Origin of the sequence: Thermoleptolyngbya sichuanensis A183, from assembly GCF_013177315.1 — a bacterium.
In the GTDB taxonomy this organism is placed as follows: domain Bacteria; phylum Cyanobacteriota; class Cyanobacteriia; order Elainellales; family Elainellaceae; genus Thermoleptolyngbya; species Thermoleptolyngbya sichuanensis.
On sequence record NZ_CP053661.1, the window covers coordinates 1,295,714 to 1,313,843 of the forward strand.

Annotated in this window: 18 protein-coding genes; 10 read left to right on the forward strand and 8 right to left on the reverse strand. The window is 56.3% G+C overall.

What is annotated here, in order from left to right; genetic code table 11:
- Positions 1-7 precede the first annotated feature (7 nt).
- Positions 8-895 (reverse strand): ABC transporter permease, encoded by an 888-nt coding sequence (locus tag HPC62_RS05550; protein WP_172354121.1) that lies wholly within the window; start codon positions 893-895, stop codon positions 8-10.
- A gap of 124 nt (positions 896-1,019) precedes the next feature.
- On the reverse strand, positions 1,020-2,255 hold the full coding sequence (locus tag HPC62_RS05555) for an ABC transporter substrate-binding protein (RefSeq protein ID WP_172354122.1): 1,236 nt from the start codon (positions 2,253-2,255) through the stop codon (positions 1,020-1,022).
- Positions 2,256-2,513: 258 nt separating this feature from the next.
- On the opposite strand from HPC62_RS05555, the gene cobO reads away from it, so the two are divergent.
- The 6 genes from cobO (at position 2,514) to HPC62_RS05580 (ending at position 9,698) form a co-directional block, all read left to right on the forward strand.
- A complete protein-coding gene (cobO, locus tag HPC62_RS05560; protein WP_205371247.1) occupies positions 2,514-3,203 on the forward strand; it encodes a cob(I)yrinic acid a,c-diamide adenosyltransferase in 690 nt (229 codons plus the stop codon).
- A 167-nt stretch (positions 3,204-3,370) separates the two neighbouring features.
- Positions 3,371-3,484: an arginine synthesis PII-interacting regulator PirA gene (gene pirA, locus HPC62_RS24355; protein WP_449369351.1), complete on the forward strand. Its 114-nt coding sequence runs from the start codon at positions 3,371-3,373 to the stop codon at positions 3,482-3,484.
- A gap of 767 nt (positions 3,485-4,251) precedes the next feature.
- The gene (locus HPC62_RS05565) at positions 4,252-4,446 is read left to right on the forward strand and encodes an NblA/ycf18 family protein (protein WP_068512792.1); all 195 of its coding nucleotides are present in this window, start codon (positions 4,252-4,254) and stop codon (positions 4,444-4,446) included.
- A gap of 502 nt (positions 4,447-4,948) precedes the next feature.
- Entirely contained in the window at positions 4,949-5,821 is an 873-nt protein-coding gene (locus tag HPC62_RS05570; RefSeq protein WP_172354124.1) for a universal stress protein, read from the forward strand.
- A 74-nt stretch (positions 5,822-5,895) separates the two neighbouring features.
- A complete protein-coding gene (locus HPC62_RS05575) occupies positions 5,896-7,074 on the forward strand; it encodes a 1-acyl-sn-glycerol-3-phosphate acyltransferase (RefSeq protein WP_172354125.1) in 1,179 nt (392 codons plus the stop codon).
- Between the two features lie 419 nt (positions 7,075-7,493).
- On the forward strand, positions 7,494-9,698 hold the full coding sequence (locus HPC62_RS05580) for a peptidase domain-containing ABC transporter (RefSeq protein ID WP_172354126.1): 2,205 nt from the start codon (positions 7,494-7,496) through the stop codon (positions 9,696-9,698).
- A 110-nt stretch (positions 9,699-9,808) separates the two neighbouring features.
- On the opposite strand, the gene HPC62_RS05585 is transcribed toward HPC62_RS05580, so the two are convergent.
- The 6 genes from HPC62_RS05585 to HPC62_RS05610 all read right to left on the reverse strand — a co-directional run bounded on the left by HPC62_RS05585 (position 9,809) and on the right by HPC62_RS05610 (position 14,591).
- Positions 9,809-10,531 carry an amino acid ABC transporter ATP-binding protein gene (locus tag HPC62_RS05585; protein WP_172354127.1) on the reverse strand — a complete coding sequence of 241 codons (723 nt, stop codon included), beginning with the start codon at positions 10,529-10,531 and terminating at the stop codon, positions 9,809-9,811.
- Positions 10,524-11,195 (reverse strand): amino acid ABC transporter permease, encoded by a 672-nt coding sequence (locus tag HPC62_RS05590; RefSeq protein ID WP_225906748.1) that lies wholly within the window; start codon positions 11,193-11,195, stop codon positions 10,524-10,526. The genes HPC62_RS05585 and HPC62_RS05590 overlap by 8 nt, the downstream gene beginning before the upstream one ends.
- A 366-nt stretch (positions 11,196-11,561) precedes the next feature.
- Positions 11,562-11,834, reverse strand: a complete 273-nt coding sequence (locus tag HPC62_RS05595; protein WP_172354129.1) for a hypothetical protein — start codon at positions 11,832-11,834, stop codon at positions 11,562-11,564.
- Positions 11,835-11,900: 66 nt separating this feature from the next.
- Entirely contained in the window at positions 11,901-12,575 is a 675-nt protein-coding gene (locus HPC62_RS05600; protein ID WP_172354130.1) for a hypothetical protein, read from the reverse strand.
- A 348-nt stretch (positions 12,576-12,923) separates the two neighbouring features.
- Entirely contained in the window at positions 12,924-13,601 is a 678-nt protein-coding gene (locus HPC62_RS05605) for a DUF305 domain-containing protein (RefSeq protein WP_172354131.1), read from the reverse strand.
- A gap of 180 nt (positions 13,602-13,781) precedes the next feature.
- Entirely contained in the window at positions 13,782-14,591 is an 810-nt protein-coding gene (locus tag HPC62_RS05610; RefSeq protein WP_172354132.1) for a Uma2 family endonuclease, read from the reverse strand.
- 308 nt (positions 14,592-14,899) lie between these two features.
- Between HPC62_RS05610 and HPC62_RS05615 the strand changes: the two genes are divergently transcribed.
- The 4 genes from HPC62_RS05615 (at position 14,900) to HPC62_RS05630 (ending at position 18,023) form a co-directional block, all read left to right on the forward strand.
- The gene (locus HPC62_RS05615; protein ID WP_172354133.1) at positions 14,900-15,349 is read left to right on the forward strand and encodes an NfeD family protein; all 450 of its coding nucleotides are present in this window, start codon (positions 14,900-14,902) and stop codon (positions 15,347-15,349) included.
- Between the two features lie 154 nt (positions 15,350-15,503).
- Positions 15,504-16,688, forward strand: a complete 1,185-nt coding sequence (locus HPC62_RS05620; RefSeq protein ID WP_172354134.1) for a GNAT family N-acetyltransferase — start codon at positions 15,504-15,506, stop codon at positions 16,686-16,688.
- 93 nt (positions 16,689-16,781) lie between these two features.
- Positions 16,782-17,213 carry a Holliday junction resolvase RuvX gene (gene ruvX, locus HPC62_RS05625; protein ID WP_172354135.1) on the forward strand — a complete coding sequence of 144 codons (432 nt, stop codon included), beginning with the start codon at positions 16,782-16,784 and terminating at the stop codon, positions 17,211-17,213.
- 213 nt (positions 17,214-17,426) lie between these two features.
- Positions 17,427-18,023 carry a DUF3727 domain-containing protein gene (locus HPC62_RS05630; RefSeq protein ID WP_172354136.1) on the forward strand — a complete coding sequence of 199 codons (597 nt, stop codon included), beginning with the start codon at positions 17,427-17,429 and terminating at the stop codon, positions 18,021-18,023.
- The last annotated feature ends 107 nt before the right edge of the window (positions 18,024-18,130 follow it).

An 18,130-nucleotide genomic window follows, 5' to 3' on the forward strand; every position in this document is an offset into this window, starting at 1 on the left:
CTCCTCATCATCGCACCCACCTCGACGTGCGCCGCTGTAGCCAGGAATAGAGGGCGATCGACACAGCCATAATAAACACCATGCCCAGCGCCAGAGCATTGCCCAGACCCGGATTTTGCAGCGCGTCGCCCCGAATCTGCGCGTCGATTAGGATGGTGACCAGATTGATCTGTCCACCCGTCAGCGCGTAAGCCGTGGCGTGGGCCCCAAAGGCATTGCCAAATAGCAGAATCATTGTGCCCAGCAGCGACGGCATGAGAATTGGCAGCGCCACCTGCCGCCAATAGTCCCAGGAACTCGCGCCCAGGTTTTCCGCTGCCTCCCGCCATTCCCGCCGCAGCCCGTCGAAGGCTGGCACCAGGATCAGCACCGTTAGCGGAATCTGGAAATACAGATAGGTGAGCATCAATCCCCAAAACGTGTACAGATTGAAGCCCTGGGCGTAGAGATCTAGCCCAAGATTTTTCAGCCAGCCAGTCATCAGGCCCAGCCGCCCCAGCGTTGCGATGAAGGCAAAGGCCAGGGGAACCCCTGCAAAGTTGGATGCTACACCGGAGAAGGTGACCAGGGGCGATCGCACTTTTTCGGGCAAGCCACCCGCCGTCACCGCGTAGGCCATCAGCGCCCCCAGCAGACCGCCAATTAGCGCCGTCACAATGCTGAGGCGAATGCTCACGGCATAAGCGGACATAATGCTTGGCTGGCGCAAGTCCAGAATGTTTTGCAGCGTAAACTGTCCTGTATTGTCCTGAAAGCTGCGAACGGCGATCGACAGCGCCGGCAAGATCAAAAAGGCAAAGGCGAACGCGAAGAAGGGCACTAGACCGAGCCAGTCCCAGCGGCGATCGCCCTTCGCAGCCGATTGAATTGATTCCAGCGGTTGAACAAGCGTCATGGTTTACGCAACAAAGGCCGCTATCTGACGACACAGCTTGGCGAACGGTCTAACCCAGTGCTTTGATCGAAATAGCCTGACCGAGCCAACCTCATCAAACAGGCAGCCAGATAGCGGCAGAACCCTACTTCACATCCGCGCCGACCACGCTATCCCAGTTCTTGGTGATTTTGTCGTTGGCGGGAGTGATTTGCGCTGCCGTCGGGAATGCAGCCTTTTCGTAAATCGCAGCATCGGGCAGCTTCGCCTTCAGGTCTGCCGGAATCACGTCGCGCTTGTTCAGGTCGTCGAAGCGTACTGGACGAGAATAGCCCTTTAGCCAAATTAACTGCCCTTCGTCGGAATAGAGATGCTCCATCCACAGGCGAGCCGCGTAGGGGCGGGGCGCAAAGGCATTAATCGCCTGCACATAAACACCCGCCAGCAGTCCTGTTTTCGGCAGAATCACCGCAATTTCAGGGTTGCCGCCCGTCGCGTCGCGGTTGGCCAGTGCGTTATAGTCCCACCGCAGGGCGATCGGGGTTTCACCCTTGGCAATCGTTGCAGGCTTGGCGATTACAGGCAGGAAGTTGCCCGCGGCATTCATCTTTTTGAAATACTCCAGACCCGGGCCTGGATCTTCCAGAGACCCCCCGTTGCCCAGTGCGGCCGCCCATACAGCGTTGATGGCTTGACCCGACTTGCGCGGATCGCCCGCCAGCGCCACCTTCCCCCGATATTCCGGCTTCAGCAGGTCGCTCCAGTCTTCTGGCAGCGTCTTCACTACGTCGGTATTCACCTCGAAGGACATCACGCCGTAATAATCCCCAAACCAGAAGCCTTCGGGATCTTTCAGTGCCGCTGGGATCGTATCCCAGGTTGCCACTTTATAGGGCTGGAGGAGTCCTTCTTGCTTTGCCTCTTCGCCAAACTTGAAGGCCACGTCAATCACATCAGGGTTCTGGGGACCGCTGTTGCCTCGGTTAGCCTTGATGGCTTCAATTTCATCAGCAGAGCTTGCATCTGGGTTCAGGTCATTTAGCTTGATGAAGGGATACTTCTGCAAAAAGCTAGACTTCATTTCCTTGTAGTTTGCCCAGTCGTCGGGTAGGGCGATTACGGAAAGCTCACCCTCGGCCTTGGCCCGCTCAATGATGGCCTCTAGCCCACCCGCTTCGGCCGCAGTCAACGGTAGTCCACCTGCCGCAGGGCTGGCTGCTGGAGAAGCACCCGCAGGGCTGGCAGCCGGAGAAGCCGCCGGAGTAGTGGTCGATTGGGTGCAGGATGCCAGAATCGCGCTACCAAACCCGGCGGCGCTCCAGCCCAGAAACGAGCGGCGGGAAACGCGCAGGGGAGATCTGGAGTGGGGGTCTTGACTCATGGGAAAGTTCTCTCAGTGCCGAAAGGTTCAAAATCATGCTCATGCTAAGTACATCATCAGGAGTTAAAGCAGCGATTACTGTCAGGCTAAGAACTGGTTAAAGCTGGCGTGTAGAATTATCAATGTCTGACAGATACTCCGTTACAATCCGCTAATTTCCAGTCTGTGGCTAATCTATGACCCACCTCTGCCCCACCTGTGACTATCCTGCGGCCTCTGCTATAGCATGGGGAGGTTCTCGTTTCAGGTTCTATGGTGATGACCGAAAACCTTGCCCTCACGCCCCAGGCTGACCAAGAAGCCGAGCAGCTTGACCAGGAGGCGACTGCGCCCGGCCTCAGTGATGAGCAGTATCGCCGCAAGATGCAGCGCCGGAAGGAGGTTCAGGAACAGCGGCTAGCAGAGCGATCGCTCACAAAAGGCCTCATCATCGTCCACACGGGCAATGGCAAGGGCAAGACGACTGCGGCCCTGGGTATGGTGCTGCGATCGCTCGGTCACGGGCATCGGGTCGCCATTGTGCAGTTCATCAAAGGCGCATGGGAACCTGCTGAAAAGACCGTGCTGCATCCCTGGACAGCGGGCGATCCGCCGCAGTTGGTCTTTCACGCAATGGGCGAGGGCTTTACCTGGGAAACGCAAGACCGCGATCGCGACATTCAAAAAGCGCACGAAGCCTGGGAGACTGCCTTGACCTATATTCAAGATCCCGATGTCAAGCTGGTGCTGCTTGATGAAGTCAACGTTGCGCTAAAACTGGGCTATCTGGCTGTGGATAGCGTGCTGGCCGGGCTAGCGCAAAAGCCAGAGGAGTCTCATGTCATCCTCACCGGGCGCGGCGCACCGCAGGCGCTGATTGACCGGGCGGATTTGGTGACAGAGATGACGCTGGTGAAGCATCCGTTTCGGGAGCAGGGCGTGAAGGCACAGCCGGGAATTGAGTTTTAGGGCGATCGCCCACCAGTGCCCATGAATTCCTAATTTTTGTAGCAAAAGCTACCGTTTGTTGTGGGCGATGCTATTCTGAAGAAAGTATTTCTCTATTACCTTCATCAGAATTGCAAATGTTGGGACTTAACAGAAAAAATCGGGTTTCTCGCGAACAGGTTGCTCAGATGCACCACGACAACCTGCGCCAAAATATTCAGCGTCGTCTGGAAGCTGCTCGCGCCAAGGGCGATGAGGCGCTAGTGCGTCAGCTTGAAGCTGAAGCCGACTATATTGGCTAAGTCTGAGTGGGGCTAAGCCTAGGTAGGGCTAAGGCTGAGTAGGGCTAGGTCTCAGTAGCGTACAAGCTGGATCGGGGCCAGGTAAAAGGATTCACAGGATTTGCGCGGCTAGTTCCGGCTGCTGGTTTCGACAGATCCAACCGACCTCTGATCAACGTTTTCCTATTTGGCAGATTACATAAATGGCGATCGCCTCTATCCCCAGGGCGATCGCCATTTTTTGTGTCTTATCTCACTGATCGCATCGCCCCAGTGTTACAAACGCTCTCATAATTGCCCCAAAACTCTATTCAGGCTTTCTTTAAGCTTTTTTTGCGTATTCCACCAAAGCCATACTGATGAATCTTTATAAGAAGTTCAGAGCGATGTGATTTTTGTCAAGTCCTCAAGATGTTCAATCCGAACTTTTTTACATTTCTTCACTTGCTAAAAGTAACTCCAACTTGGCTGCACTTCGGCCGCCAGGAATGATCCATCAACCGGAGGATGGCGATCGCCCGACACACTGCACACACCTTGATGGACAAGCCAGCAGGAACCTTGACCAAGAATCGATTCAAAGATCTTGCCTAAGATTTCAAAGACTTACCCACGGGGGGACTGTGCATTTTGTCAAACGATTGTTATCTTTTTTAATAGAAAGGTGGAGGCATGGAGCCTGTTTTAGGGAACCCTACGAGGAACCTATCCAGCTAGCTTCCCAAGGAAGCTCGAATCCAACCATGTTCGACTTCTGACGTTGTTTACCTCAGTCAAGGAGAATTCCAATGAACGAACGAATTGAACTCTCTCTGGAACAGCAGTTCAGCCTGCGGTCTTTTGAAACCCAGGTCGAAAACATGAGCCGAGAACAGGCCCAGCACTTCCTGGTCAAGCTCTACGAGCAGATGATGCTGAAGGATGCCACCTACAAGAGCCTGCTAAAGCATCAGTGGGGCATCGAAGGCGGGGCGCAGTTCTAGTCTGCTAGAGTCGCAGTAGGCGACCTCCCTCTCTTGCTCGATTCCTGGCCTGTTGGGAAAGGAGCTGGGGATGCTGGGGCGTCCGCTCGATCTCAAGCAATCTCAAAAGCCTGATTGCCTTCTCCCGTCTCTGCTGATTAGCACTAAGTCGTTGCAAATCCTCTAAACATTCCAGACGTTTTCTTGGCCCTGGCTCCTGTCAATCTTTTCAGGTTTTGCGTTTAAGCGGCGTACCGACAGTGACCCTGTGCCAGTCCTTTGATGATTTTGCTGAGTAGCTGACCAGGAACCTACAGTCCAGTGGCGTTTCACCCTGGTTTCCCCTGCCTAACGAAAGCCCTGATGCCTGTCTAACGTTTCGATAGAGTAGTTTCAGGGGAAAAGGGTTCGAGTTTTTCGCGTTGAGATGGTAGGGTTGGGTAGAGTTTTGCCGCGCCAATCGGCAGCCGTAACTTGCTAGGCAACTCTCACCATGCAGTTAATAGCGCCCCCTTCATCGCGTATGTTCAAGCGTGCTTTGATTTGCACCGACTTTAAGGACGGTCTCTATCGCTTCGCCCGCTTTGTCCCCAGCCTCTCGGCATCCGGGCTACAGCAGATTACGTTTTTACACACGGTTCCAGTTCTGGAGGGGCAAATCCCTCGCGAATCTGACAAGCCATTTGTGGAGGCGCGAGAGCGTTTTGCAAAGCTGCTGGGTGATGTACCTGCTGGGGTTGATGTGCAAGTTGAGGTGGCTTGGGGCAAGCCCGTCGAGCATATTCTTTCAGCCCGCAAGAAATATCAAAGCGATGTCGTCTTTATTGGAACTGCGGGAGATGGACTGCTGAAGGAAAAGCTGTTTGGCAGCACGCCTGTCTCTCTCTGTCAGCAGGGAAACGTAGCACTCTTGATTCTACGTCCCCAGTTGGTTTCTGCCTTCACCGAAGAGGAGCTAGACCTGCGGGCCCGTCACCTTTTCCGCTACTTGCTCTTGCCCTATGATGGCAGCGAAGCCGGACAGGCGATGCTCCGCCAGGTGAAGCAACTGGCCGCCGATCGCCCCTCTGGCACTTTAGAGAAAGCCTTGCTGTTCACGTCTATTGAAGAGGTGGCTCGTAGCTCTGTGCTGCGGGATGCAAAGCGCGAAGAGGCAGCGAAGAACTTGGAAGCGGCAAAGCGAGAGCTAGAGGCGCTAGGCGTGAAAACGGATACGATGGTGGCGCATGGCAATGCGGTGACGCAAGCGCTGGAAACGGCAATTGATATCGACATTACGGCGATCGCCACGTCGTCCAAAAGCATTGGGCGATTGGTAGAACTGTCGGTTCCCAGCTTTACGGGCGATCTGCTGCGCCGAAGCTGGCACCCGATTCTGTTTTTCCCGCCGTCCTAGTGATTTGCCCCGATTCATTCACCCCTTCCTAACGCCTCGGCCCAGGCCTTTATTCAGCCCCCGCTCGCTCCGCTATGCCGGACTTTTATCCGCCCAAGCTGTCGCCGCCGCTGGTGTGGGCGGTTCAGCGTGCGTCGCCGCTCGTAGCTCGCTACTATCACAAAATGCGGCTAGAGGTGCAGCCAAGTTGCCTAGAGACGCTCCGCACGCTCCAGCCCCATCGTCTGCTGCTGCTGCCCAACCACCCCACCCACCATGACTGGATTGCGCTGTTTCTGCTGTCGGCGCGGTGGGGACAGCCGTTTCACTATCTGGCGGCGCACGAGCGGTTTGGCGGCGCAACGGACTGGTTTCTTCAGCGGATGGGGGCGTATTCGCTGCGGCGGGGACTGGGCGATCGCCCCAGCATTGCAAAAACGATGGAGTTACTCTCCCAGCCCCGCTGTCGGCTGGTGGTGTTTCCGGAGGGCGGCTTCTCTTTTCAAAATGACACGGTGATGCCGTTTCGGGTGGGCGCAGTGCAACTGGCGATGCAGACAATGCAGCGACAGGTGAGGCAGGGCACACCCGTTGAGGCACTGGAGGATTTGTATGCTGTGCCGATTGCGCTGAAATATCGCTATCACGGCGATATGGCTCCGGTTATTGAACAAACCCTAAACCAGTTAGAAAAAGCGCTATGGGTGTTTCCCAGCAGCACCGACTGGTATGAGCGGCTGCTGGTGATTGGCGAGCAGGTGTTGCTGGGGTTCGAGCGCGACTATGGGCTGCCGATTGTAGAAACCGTGTGGCGATCGCGCCCTGACCGCATTCAGCGGGTCAAAGACCACATTTTGAACTATTGCGAACGCACGCTGAAGATTGCGCCGAATCTCCACGAACCGCTGCGGGAGCGGGTCTATCGCATCCAGCGCAGCCTAGAGGCACAGGCAGAAACCCTGGATCTGCGAACCCAAGAGGCGATCGCCCGCGCTGCTGCCCAGTTGCTCAATTTCAACGCCATCTCCGACGGCTATGTGGCCGCCAACCCCACCCCAGAGCGATTTCTCGATACGCTCATTCGCCTAGAGCGGGCCGTGTTTGGCATCGACCAGCCGCCCCCCAAGGGCGATCGCACGGTCATTCTCCGCGTCGGCGAACCCGTAAACCTGACGCAACACCTAGACGACTATACCCAAGACCGAACTCAGACCGTCGAGCAGCTAACCGAAAAGCTCCGCAGCACCGTCCAGACCAACTTGGATCTCATGTAGGTCAAGCAACTAGATCCAGCAATCCTAATCGCTCCAAGCCCTTAGTCTTCCTAAAGAGGGACTGACCCCCAAACCCACCCTGCGATAGCATTGCGAAACGCGCCCTGATAGGACTTACCAACCTGAAGCCTCTGGGACTCCTCGCCCCCCCTAACAAGGGGGGAACCGAGCCTGATCCCCCCTCGCCCCCCTTGTTAAGGGGGGAACCGAGCCTGATCCCCCCTCGCCCCCCTTGTTAAGGGGGGAACCGAGCCTGATCCCCCCTCCCCCCCTTAACAAGGGGGGGAACCGAGCCAGTTCAGAAGGGCCCTTATTTTCAGGGAAGCGGCCCGTCAGCACAGAGACTCCGAAGGATCTAACCGCAGCCCCCCCATTCCTTGCCCAATTCCCTCTTCGTTCTTCGTTCTTCGTTCTTCCCCATGCCTCGCTACCCCCTCATCCTCCAGCACAGCCGCGAAGACTGTGGCGTAGCATGTCTGGCCTCGATCGCCAAGCACTATGGACGCACCGTATCCTTTACCCGCATCCGCGAAGCCATCGGCACGGGGCAGCTGGGCACGACGATGCTGGGGTTGCGACGGGGAGCCGAGTCGCTGGGGTTTCGGGCCCAGTCGGTGGTCGCGTCGGACGAGGTGCTGGAGGCGCTTGACCGGATGCCACTGCCTGCGATTTTGCACTGGCAGGGCAATCACTGGGTGGTGCTATATGGACAGAGGGGCGATGCGCGAAACGATCCCTACGGGAATCGCCCCCAGGATGGCTTTGTGATTGCCGATCCGGCGGTGGGGCTGCGCTTCTTGTCGGGGGCGGAACTGCTGGCAGGCTGGGCAAACGGCGTGATTCTGCTGCTGGAACCTGATCCAGAGCGCTTTTTTAGCCAGCCCAATGATCCGACAGTAACACTCGCCCAGCTTTGGCAGCGAATTCGCCCCTACCGCTGGGTGCTGCTGCAAGTGATGATCTGCGCCAGCCTAATCGGGCTACTGTCGCTGGCATCGCCTATGTTTCTGCAAATTTTGACGGACGAGGTGCTGCTGCCTGCTGAGGAAACGGGAGCCTTGCCCGAACAGCGGCGGATGCTTTTGGGCATTGTGGCGGCGGTGATGCTGCTCTACCTATTGCGGAGCGGACTGTCGCTGGCAGCGGATTTGCTGATTGCGCGGTTTGCCCAGCGGCTAGAGTTGGGCTTTGTGCTGGAGTTTGGGCAGCAGGTGCTGCGGCTGCCGCTGACCTACTACGAAACGCGGCGCAGTGGCGAGGTGGTCAGCCGTCTGCGCGACATCGAGGAGATTAACCGCCTGGTGTCGGATGCGGTGGTGAGCCTGCCCAGTACGCTGCTAGTGGCGGTGGTGTCCTTTGGACTGATGCTGTTTTATAGCTGGCGGCTGACGCTGGTGGCGGTGCTGGTGGCGATCGCCATGACCCTTTCCACCATCTGGTTTCAGCCTGTGCTGCGGCAAAAGACGCGGGCGGCGATGGTGTTGGAAACCGAAAACCAGGGCGTGCTGGTGGAAACCTTTAAGGGAGCGCTGACGCTGAAGGTGCTGGATGCGCGATCGCCCTTTTGGGAAGAACTTCAGCAGCGGTTTCGCAGGCTGGCGGCACTGCTGCTGGAGACCATGCAAATCGGCATTATCAACAGCAACTTCAGTGCGCTGATGTCAGATCTGGGCAATGCGCTGCTGCTGGGCATCGGCGGGCTGCTGGTGTTTAGCCAGGATTTATCGGTGGGGCAATTGCTGGCGTTTACCACGCTAAACCGCAACGGAGTGGCGCTGGTGGACTTGCTGGTGAACTATGTAGACGACGGGGCGCGGGTGCAAACGGCAAACGCCCGCCTGCATGAGGTGATCGCCGCCACGCCCGAAGCCGAGCGCCTAGACAAACCCTGGAAGACGCTGGCCGACGATGCGGCGATCGCCTGTGATGGAGTCAGCTTCTTCTATCCCGGTCGGGTCGAGTTGCTGAAGGACTTCTCCCTGACGATTCCCGGCGGCCAGGCGATCGCCCTGATCGGCCGCACGGGCTGTGGCAAAAGCACCCTAGCTAAGGTCATCGCCGGACTGCACTCACCCCAGTCGGGCACGGTTCGCATTGGCAACGATGCGCTACAAGACCTATCCCTCGCCTGCGTGCGACGGCAGGTTATCCTCGTGCCCCAGGATTCATTTTTCTGGAGCCGCTCGATTGTGGAAAACTTTCGCCTCGCCCAGCCCCAGGTTACACAGTCAGACATTCAAACCGCCTGCCAGATGACGGGCGCAGACGACTTTATTCAAAAGCTGCCAGACCGCTACCAGACGATTTTGGGCGAATTTGGCTCCACCCTCTCCGGCGGCCAGCGCCAGCGGCTGGCGATCGCCCGCGCCCTGCTTGCCGACCCGCCGATTTTGATCCTGGATGAATCGACCAGCGGTCTCGATCCGGTCAGCGAATCTGAACTATTGGACAAACTGCTGTGGCAGCGTCGGGGCAAGACGACAATCCTGATCAGCCATCGCCCCAACGTCATTGCGCTGGCGGATTGGGTCGTGTTTCTGGAAGAGGGACGCTTGAAGCTTGCAGGGACGATGGAGGACGTGCGATCGCAGGCAGGCGACCACCTCAACTTCCTGACCGTTTAATTGCAACGGACCTACGCACTTACAACAAGCTCTCTGGGTTTTGGACGATTTCGTCGCCAGCGCCGCAGCCAGTGCGCGTCACCCACGGGTCAAAATGCACAGCAAAAGCGCTACAGCACCTTCTCCAAAAACTGCTGCGCCCGGGCGCTCTTGGGCGTAGAGAAAAACACGTCCGGCGGCGCGTCTTCTGCAATCTTGCCGCCTTCCAAAAACAGCACCCGATCCGCCACGTCTCGCGCAAAGCCCATTTCGTGCGTCACAATCGCCATCGTGATGCCCGTCTGCGCCAGAGACTTCATCACGTCCAGCACTTCTTTCACCATTTCTGGGTCGAGCGCCGAGGTCGGCTCGTCAAACAGCATATACTCCGGCTCCATCGCTAGCGCCCGCACGATTGCCACCCGCTGTTTTTGCCCGCCAGATAGCCGGGAGGGATAAACGCTGGCCTTTTCTGCCAGCCCCACGCGCTCCAGCAATTCCATTCCTTTCTCCTCTGCCTGTGCTTTGGATACGCCTTTCACCTTGCGTGGCGCGTAGGTGAGATTTTCCAGCACCGTCATGTGGGGAAACAGATTGAAATGCTGAAATACCATGCCCACATTCTGCCGCACTTTTTGAATGTCACATTTTGGATCAGTGACTTCGACATTGTTGATGTAAATGCGGCCGCGAGTTGGCGTTTCCAGCAAATTCAAGCATCTTAAAAAAGTCGATTTTCCAGAACCGGAGGGGCCAATGACGGCCACCACTTCGCCATCTTTAATCTCAGTGGAAATGTCTTTCAACACATCCAGCTTGCCAAAGGATTTTGTCAAAAACTCAACTCTAATCACTTCTCCGCATCCTCCGTTCAAATCGTCGTGCAAACAGTGTCAGCCCCATCACCAAAACATAGTAAATAACACCCGCCAATAGCAATGGCTCAAAGTAGATAAACTTTTCTGCGGCCACTATCTGCGCTCGCCGCATCACGTCCAACGCCCCTACTGTAGACACCAGCGCCGAGTCCTTCAAAAGCGCAATACTGTCGTTTACTAGCGCAGGCAAAATATTCTTAAACGCCTGAGGCAAGATGATGTCTTTCATCATCATGGGATAGCCCACGCCCAGGGTTTGTGCTGCTTCTCGCTGCCCCTTGTCCACGGCCAAAATGCCGCCCCGAATGGTTTCCGAACTATAAGCAGCCGAATTTAGCGCAAAGGTAATCACGCCGGCCTGTAGACCCGAAATTGGATACCCCGTCAGCTGCGGCGTTGCGAAGTAGATTAAAGCCAACTGCAAAATCAGCGGCGTGCCGCGAAAGACTGAAGTATAAACATCGGCAAACCAGCGCAGCGGCTTAAACGTGGAAACCTTGAAAAAAGAAAGGACAATGGCTAATGCAAAGCCAAACAAAGCAGATAGGAGTGTAAATAGAAGTGTGACCTGAATGCCTCCCAGGATATAGGGAATATTGGGCGCAATCTTGCCAAAGTCAAGGTTGAGTTGTCCCAGCAAGGGTGGGGATAATTCTAATATGAACGTACTGCAATCCATGCCGTTTGAATTCCTCAGGTTTTCTGATCGCGCCAGATCATGACAAGAACCTCAATCGTCTCGCAGATATCTGACAAAGCCACTGGGGCAGCTTGAGTTGGGCTTAACGACCTATCCCAATGGGGGGGGGTAACGCTAACACCAACTGCTGAAAAGAATGCTCTTTTCTAAAGTCTCAAAGAACTCTAAGAAACACAAGTTTCAGCTTTGCGATGCCACAGGTGGTCAAGCTCCTGTGTAGGTTATACAGTTTGATGCTCGGAGCGCCAAAACTCAAAGCAACAGCATACTATGGCTTTTGCGCTGAAATAGTACGGAGGGAGACAGTCAAAAAAAGTTTGAAATGCTTATTTTGCGGTGATCTCTAACTTTCTCGTCGAAACGGCAAAATTCTGGCAGGGCTGGCCCTGTCGGGGTGATTTGGGCGGATCGCCCTGCAAATTTCACAGCCCAAAGCATGGTCTTGCTGAAGCGTTTGGTGCGCTTCAGACCGTTCCAAAACTCATCTTTGTGTTCAGCATGACTTAAGATTTTGCAACCCGATTGAGCCATGAGATTGAGCGATTCAATCGGGATGCCGAATTTTGCAAGCCGATTCATTGGCAAGAGTTTGCCTATGGATGTCCTAGCTGCAATGGGCTATTGGCTAAAAGCGTCGGATGTGCGTTATCCCCAGTAGCCTGTCGGCCCATTCGCAGGCAGATCCGCCAGCAGATCCCAAAGGTCGTTCTGGTGCTGGAGTTGCCACCATTCGGCATCTAGCAGGCTCAGTTCTTCTGCGTCGATCCAAGGATCAAACAGGGGCATAGATGCTTCTAACCCGATGGGTTCCTCGAACAGGGGTTCTGGCAGGGCGATTCCCGCACGGATCGCTTCACGAATCGCTACACAGGGCGCAGATGGCGGTTGCCATCGCAGAAGATCCTGGGTCGCTAGGGGCGCTAGGGGGGCGATCGCCCGGTCGAGGACTTCGGGTGGCGCGATTCCCGCAGGGATCGCTTCGCGATTCGCGGCGAGCGGCTGGGGCAGAGGGGCGATTTCCGCACGGATCACTTCGCGAATCGCCAGAGGATCAGCAAATTCCACTGGCGCGACGGGTGCCGCCATCACTGCTCCTGCCGAGTCTGCCCATTCTTCCAGACCCATCGCCGCAACCTCTGGCGGGGCAATCGTGGCGTAGACGGAGACCATCGCCTGCAAGAGATCCTGGGGTGCGGCCAGCCCAACCAGCATCGGCGGCGCGTCGATTTGCAGCGATTGGGCGATCGCCGCCTGGGGTGCATCTTGGGCGGCCAGCGCCGCTAACGTGTAAACCGCAACATGGGAAAGCGCCTTAGCCATGAGTCTCAGGGAGGGGGTGAGGAGAGAAACAGCAACCGGGTCGCCTGCCTACATCGTTGCCGCATTGCCTAAGCTGGTCTGCGCCAAAAGAATCCAAACGAGGGCAGCGTCCCTCACTTAATACATACGTGCCAACGGTGACGAATCAGGACAGGCAATCTGCTGACTGAGCAATTTTCTCAGGCGGTTGCGTGTCTTGATGTTTTGAGACTTCAGTAAACCTATTGCATCAATGCTTTTCTGGAAACGTGCATCGTTGGGCAGCACCGTCGCCCAACGATTCACGCAAGAGGTCTAGTGTGAAACCTCAGAGAGTGGGACGTGACGTTGAGATAGGTAATAGGGACGCTATTTCCCGTACCAAGCTTTGCGCCAGGCCTGCATTTGCTCAATTTCCTGCTTTTGGGAAGCGTAGATTTCTTCTGCCATCTGGCGGAGTTCAGGGCGATCGCTCTTTTCCAGCGCCTCCTGTGCCATCACCAATGCCCCTTCGTGATGCGGAATCATCGCCTCGATAAACCGCAGATCGAACTGGTCATCCGCCGCGCCAAGGTCGCCCGCCATCCTCATCGCGTCGCGCATTTCTGGGGTCATAGGCATCATGTGGTTCATGCTGTCGTGCCACATCACGGGCTGATCGCCTGCATTGGGATACCACGCCTTGCGCCAGGCCTGAAGCTGGCTGATTTCCTGTTCCTGGACACGGAGAATGGCTTCGGCGAGGGTGCGAATTTCAGGACGGCTGGACTTTTCCAGCGCTTCTTGCGCCATCAGCACTGCGCCTTCGTGGTGGGGGATCATGCCGTCGATAAACCGCAGGTCGAAGGAGTCGTCCTTGGGCCCCAAGCTCATGCTGCTGTGATCCATGCCGCCCATATTGTGACCCATTGTTGCGGGAGCGGTGGACTGGCTGTTCTGGTGGCCAGAGTCGTGGCTACAGGCAGCTAAGCCCAGGCTTCCAGCAAAAACGACCGCGAGGAGGGTCTTTTGGATATTTGCTTTGACGTTCGCTTTTTTGAGGTTCATCGGTCAATGTGAATCTAAAGTCTACAAGTTGAGATCAGAGACGTTATTCCACTCTAGATTCTCCAGTTTGCTGGAGAGTCAAGCCCGGTGTGGAAGGCGGGACGGAAACATGGGGTGGGCGATCGCTCAAATCCCACACCACACAGCTCTTGGTCCTCCCAGGAAGAGGACTTCGAGCGGTCAAACCTCATCTGGGTCAACGCCCATAGCCCGCAGTCGCTCCGCCAGTCTGTCTGCCCGCTGGCGTTCGGCTTCTGCCCGCTGGCGTTCGGCTTCTGCCCGCTGGCGTTCGGCTTCTGCCCGCTGGCGTTCGGCGTTTTGTCCCTCTGCTCCAGTCCAAATCACCTGCCCTTGAGCATCGCACCAGCGCAACCACAGTCCGCTTACTCCTTCAAATTCGCCCTCCCAGAGCGTCAACCCCAACCCCACCGCTTCTAACCAGATGGGCGGCTGCAAGAGGTGATATCGTCCCTCCCTCAAAGCCCAAGCTTGCAGCAGCGATCCATCCATCTCTTCTGGAGCCTGAAGCTGTTCCAGAGGATCAAACACAGCGTAGTAGGGCACCCCAATGCGGGCATAGAGGTCTTTCTTGCTCAGGGTTTTGCCCTTTTGCTGAGATTTACGGCTCAGCGCTAGCTCATCTCCTTCTCGGTTGGAGACAATTTCAATGCACACATCCGGCACTTTGCCAAACTCCCAGACAAAGTAGGAGCGGTTTTGCTTCTGGCTCCAATCTGTTGGCATTTCCAGCCCCAAGCTCAGCATCGCATCGGGAACAATCGGATCTTGCTTGAGGGCATAGAACACCCCCACATTGGCGGCGGCAATAAATGGGATTCCTGGTGACCAGGAGCTATACAGCGGTTCCACCAGGAGTCGTTGCTGTTTTTCGGATTGAAAATTGTCCACTGGTGTGTCGTCCTCGGTAACCAGATGGCTGATGTCCAGTTCCGTCACGATTGCGTCGTCGTTGAGCAGGTTGTGTGCCATAGGGATGATCCAACCCGATACTGCAATACCGTTTATTCTAGTCAAGCGAGTCTGGTCAAGCGAGTCTAGTCAAGTGAGTCGGAACTTCCTTCTGCTCACGTCCTTGAGCGACTGCTGATTCCTGGCAGTTTGCTAAACCCCGCTTTACCGGCGATCGCCCAGACTGAGATCGCACATTGAAGCCTTTCGCCGGGGCTGCCTGTAATTGGCGATCGCCAGCGTGTAGTCTTGAAACATAGCGGCTGGCCTGCTCCCAAATCCTCCTCCTTTCCCGGTCTGCCGTCTTCCATGCGCGGGAGCTTTCTACCATGATGCAGTCCGTCTTCAATCAGCCTGCCTACCTGCTTTGGCTGGTGGGAGGAATGTGTTGCCTTTTTTTGAATTTGCTGGTGTTTGAGCCAACCATCACAGCGCTGGGCATTGCGGCCATTATTACCTCAATCGCCGCCCTCAGCCTGCCCAGCGTCGGCCTTCAGATGATGCTGTGGGGCATTTTGTCGGTGGCGCTGGCGATTGTCATGCGCGGGCTAGTGCCCCAATCGTCCAAAGATCTGGCGGCTCCGAGCGAGGCACAGGTTTCTGTGACGATTCCACGCGGCGGGGTTGGGGAGGTGACCTATGAAGGCACGATTTGGTCAGCCCGCAGCCAGGTTTCGGACGTGGCGATCGCCGTTGGGCAGACGGTTCACGTCGTCGGTCGCCAGGGGAACACGCTAATCGTTCTCCCCGCAGGGTTTGTGCAAGATCGCCCAGTTTGAGGATTCGCCCAGTTTGAGGATTCATTGAGTATTAATTTGAATATTTGGGCGAACTCCCCCATCGTCCCACCGCCCCAATTCCCTGTCACCGCAAACCCTCCCCTAACCCGTGATTCGGATATAGCATAGAGTCAGTGCAATTATTCAAACCCTGATGGCCTCATCTCCTGCGGAAACTCCTGAGTTGCAAATTCGACCGCTGCTTCGCCGCGACCTGGAAGTCGTGGAGCGGTTGATGCTGGATGCACTAGAAACGGACACTGAGAGCAACCGTCTGGAGGTGACGCAGCGAGTGCAGCAGCTCCGACGCTGGTACGGGCTGCTCAAGGGGTTGAGTTTGTTCCCCAATCCGCTGCAACATCTGCTTTCAACCTACGTTGCTGAGCAAGACGATCAGGTGCGCGGGGTGATTCAGGTTTCACCGTTCAACCGCACACGCAGCACTTGGCGGATTGAGCAAATTGCGGTCGGGCAATATTCTCCCGGCGAATTCAGACAAACCTCGCTGATGGACGTGGGTTCCCAACTCCTGCGCTACTGCCTGCAAGCCATTTGGGAAGCCCGTACCTGGCTGATTGAAGTGGATGTCAACGACAACTCAGTGATTGGGCTATGTCGCAAAACAGGCTTTCAACCGCTGGCGCAGATGACCTACTGGGCGATCGCCCCTGATCTGTGGCAAGCCCTAGCCGAGCGACAGCCCGATTTGCCCAACCTGCTGCCTGTGGGCAACGCCGACGCAGGGCTGCTGTGCCAACTGGACACGGCCTCGATGCCGCCCCACGTCCGTCAAGTGTTCGATCGCCACATCACCGATTTCAAGACTGGTCTGCTGGGCAGCGTCACGGACGGGGTGGGAAGTTGGCTAACTCCGGTGCAGGTGGTTAGCGGCTACGTGTTCGAGCCGCAGCGCAAAGCAGCGATTGGCTATTTTCGGCTGCAACTTTGTAAAGACGGCAGCCACCCCCACGAAGCCAAGCTAACGGTTCACCCGGCCTACACTTGGCTCTATCCAGAGCTATTTTGCCAGATGGCGCAGGTGGTGCGGGGCTATCCGGAGCAGGCGCTCATTGTTGATTCGGCCGACTATCAGCCGGAGCGGGAAGACTTTTTGCAACAACTGGGTGCAGAGCAAACCCACCATACGCTGATGATGTCGCGCTCGGTGTGGCACAAGCTGCGGGAAGCCAAGCCGCTAGAGGGGCTGCAACTAACCGACGTGCTGCAAAATCTCCAGCCCGTGCGAAAGCCAGTGCCCAGTCGCTTCTCGCTGGAGTCGGGCAACGGCAACGGTAAGTCCGACACCAAGCCGCCGGGGCTGTCTAAAGATTCCAACTAAAGCTCCCAACTGAATCTCAACCAAGATTCGCACTGAATCTCAACCAGATCTCAACTAGCTCTCAACTCACTGATCTCAACTAAGTTTTACAGCATGACGCGGATCTCGGCGCTGGGGCTGGATGTGGGCAGGAAGCGCATCGGCGTAGCGGGCTGCGACGGCACGGGGCTGATTGCCACGGGTCTAGAGACGATCGAGCGGCGATCCTTTGCCGAAGATGTGGCGCGGCTGCGGAAGCTGGTCGAGGCGCGGCGGGCAACGGTGCTGGTGGTGGGAATGCCCTACAAGCTGGATGGCGAAGTGGGGGCGCAGGCGCGGCAGGTGCAGCGGTTTGCTGAGCGGCTGGGAGCGGCGCTGAATCTACCTGTGGAATATGTAGACGAGCGATTGACCTCCTATGCCGCTGAGGAATTAATCCATGCGGAGGGGCGATCGCCCTCCCACAACAAGGCGCTGATCGACCGCAAAGCCGCCGCCATTATCTTGCAACAGTGGCTAGACGGGCGATCGCCCACTCAGACCTAGCCTGCGACCCGATCCGAGGGGCTACAAATCCAAGACTCAGAATCCAAAATCCAAAACCCAAAACCCAAAATCCAAAGCTGCTCCTGTTTTCTATCCGCCGAAGAGTCCACCAGAATCCACCTTTTCATCAATTGCGGCGCAGCGATGCGGTAAAGTTTTCAGTAGCAATGCGCTTGTGAACTCTTGCTGGAGAAGTTTTTTAAGGATATTGGCATGGCAAAGGTCGGGAAAAATAATGATGACTTTGAGACAAACCAGGGCGATTTGGAAGAGGAGTTGCCTACCGTCAGCCTGACAGACGAGGCCGGGCGATCGCTCGTTTGTTATGTGGAGCATTCGGTTGAAGTAGACGGACAAGCCTACCTGCTGCTGCTGCCAGTCGATTCGCCGATTGAAATCTTTGCCTGGGAAGACGACGAAGACGAAGATGCAGAGACGCTTGTTGACCTGGCCGATACTCAGATTGAAGAGATTTTTGAAACCGCTCGGGCTGTGCTAGCAGAACAAGATTTGACCCTCAAGCGCACGGCCTATACGCTGACGGCGGTGGGCGACCTGCCCGATGTTTCCGAAGAAGACGTAATCACGATTGACGTGGGCGAAGAAGGCGGCCTGGTGGATTCTGAGCAGTTTCAGCGGCTGACCTCCTTCTATCACGAAGAGCAGGAATACGACGTTTGCACGCCCCTCGATCCGCTCATGTTCTTTGCCCGCGTCAACGCTAGCGGTGAACCTGAATTGCTCTCTCCAGAAGAGTTTCAAGCAATCCGCCCGCAGCTAGAAGAGCAGTTGTTTGACTCGTTTGAGTAATTTGGGGTGCGTAATCCTCGTGGGGCTGCCGCCGTTAGACTCGTAGACTCTCGCTAGACTAGGGTTTAGACTGCGTTCCGGTGCTTAATGTAGAAACCCGCAGGGCG